The sequence below is a fragment of the Promicromonospora sp. NPDC060204 genome (assembly GCF_042728455.1).
Lineage (GTDB): Bacteria > Actinomycetota > Actinomycetes > Actinomycetales > Cellulomonadaceae > Promicromonospora.
This window is the reverse complement of record NZ_JBHWZO010000463.1, coordinates 1-1,439: the sequence shown is the minus strand read 5'-3', so window position 1 is coordinate 1,439 and position 1,439 is coordinate 1. Positions and strand designations below refer to the sequence as shown.

The window sequence follows — 1,439 nt, the reverse complement described above, 5'->3', positions numbered from 1 at the left end:
ACGCCTGTTCCGGGCACAATCGCTGGGCTGCGGCGCGCACCGGCGTCCGCGCAGCACCCCGTCGTGATGTATCTTGACGTCAAGATACTCGACGGCGAGGAGTTGTGATGGCCGACTGGAACCCCGGCGCCTACCTGCAGTACACGGACGAGCGGTCCCGCCCGTTCACGGAGCTGGTCGCCCGCGTGCCGGGCACGCCCGCCACGATCGTCGACCTCGGGTGCGGCCCGGGTCACCTCACCCCGGTGCTCCGCGCCCGCTGGCCCGAGGCCCACGTCACCGGGGTGGACGCCTCCCCCGCCATGATCGACCGGGCCCGTGCCGCCGACCCGGGCACCGAGTACGTGCTGGCCGACCTGAGCACCGACGAGCACACCGCCGACCTCGTGATCAGCAACGCGGCGCTCCAGTGGGTCCCGGGGCACCGCGAGCTCCTCACGACGCTCGCCGACCGTGCCACGCGGACCTTCGCGTTCCAGGTGCCGGGCAACCACGACGCGCCCAGCCACCGGCTCCTGCGGGAGGTCGCCGCCCGCGCGCCGTACGCCGACGTCGTCGGACCGGTCGATCGGCGGGCCACCGCCGACCCTGCCGAGTACCTGGAGATCCTGGCCCGGCCGGGCTGGTCCGTCGACGCGTGGGAGACCACGTACACGCACGTGCTGCAGGGGCCGGACCCGGTGCTGCGCTGGATCTCCGCGACCGGCGCCCAGCCCACCCTCCAGGCGCTGGAGGCGAAGGACCCAGCCCTGCGCGCCCGGTTCGAGGAGGAGTTCGGCGCGGCGCTCCGGGAGGCGTACCCCGAGCACCCGCACGGCACGCCGCTGGCGTTCCGCCGGGTGTTCGCGGTCGCCACCCGGGCCTGAGGCGGCGCCCGGCATCAGCCCCGCTGGGTGACCTTGGCCTCGAGCCCGGCCAGCTCGGTGTCGACGTACCGCCGCGTGCGCCGCCGCACCAGGTTGCCGAGCAGCCAGGCCAGCCCGCCGGTCTGCGTGATCGCGAGGGTCACGCGGGAGCGGCCGTCGGGCAGCGGCTCGACCAGGTGCTCCGCCTGGGTGGTCAGGCCGGGCGCCTCGCTGATCCACGCGAAGTGGCGCGGCGGGTCCCACTCGTCCATCAGCCAGATCGCGAGCGGCAGCTTGGGCTGCTCGATCCGCACCTGCGTGCCGACGTCCGGCGGGTTGGGCCCGTCGATGATCTCGACCGACGTCATGGACGACGTCCAGTCGGGCATGTGCTCGACGTCGGACAAGACCGCCCAGACGGCCTCGGGCGAGGCGTCGATCGCGGCGGTGGTGCTGTAGCTCGGCATCGGTGCTCCTGTCCTGGAGGGGTGGGGGCGGGGGGGGGCGGGGCCCCCAAAAAAGACAACAAGGCAACAGAAAACGCCCCGCCCCCCCCCCCCCCGCCCCCCCCCCCACACCCCCCCCCCCGCCCCC

Annotated in this window: 2 protein-coding genes; one reads left to right on the top strand and one right to left on the bottom strand. The window is 74.4% G+C overall.

Features of this window, described 5'->3' with window-relative positions; translation table 11 throughout:
• Positions 1 to 107 precede the first annotated feature (107 nt).
• Positions 108 to 866, top strand: coding sequence for a methyltransferase domain-containing protein (locus ACFWEJ_RS28700; RefSeq protein ID WP_377232558.1), 759 nt, complete (start codon positions 108 to 110; stop codon positions 864 to 866).
• 14 nt (positions 867 to 880) lie between these two features.
• On the opposite strand, the gene ACFWEJ_RS28695 is transcribed toward ACFWEJ_RS28700, so the two are convergent.
• Positions 881 to 1,312 carry an SRPBCC family protein gene (locus ACFWEJ_RS28695; RefSeq protein ID WP_377232557.1) on the bottom strand — a complete coding sequence of 144 codons (432 nt, stop codon included), beginning with the start codon at positions 1,310 to 1,312 and terminating at the stop codon, positions 881 to 883.
• Positions 1,313 to 1,439: the final 127 nt, after the last annotated feature.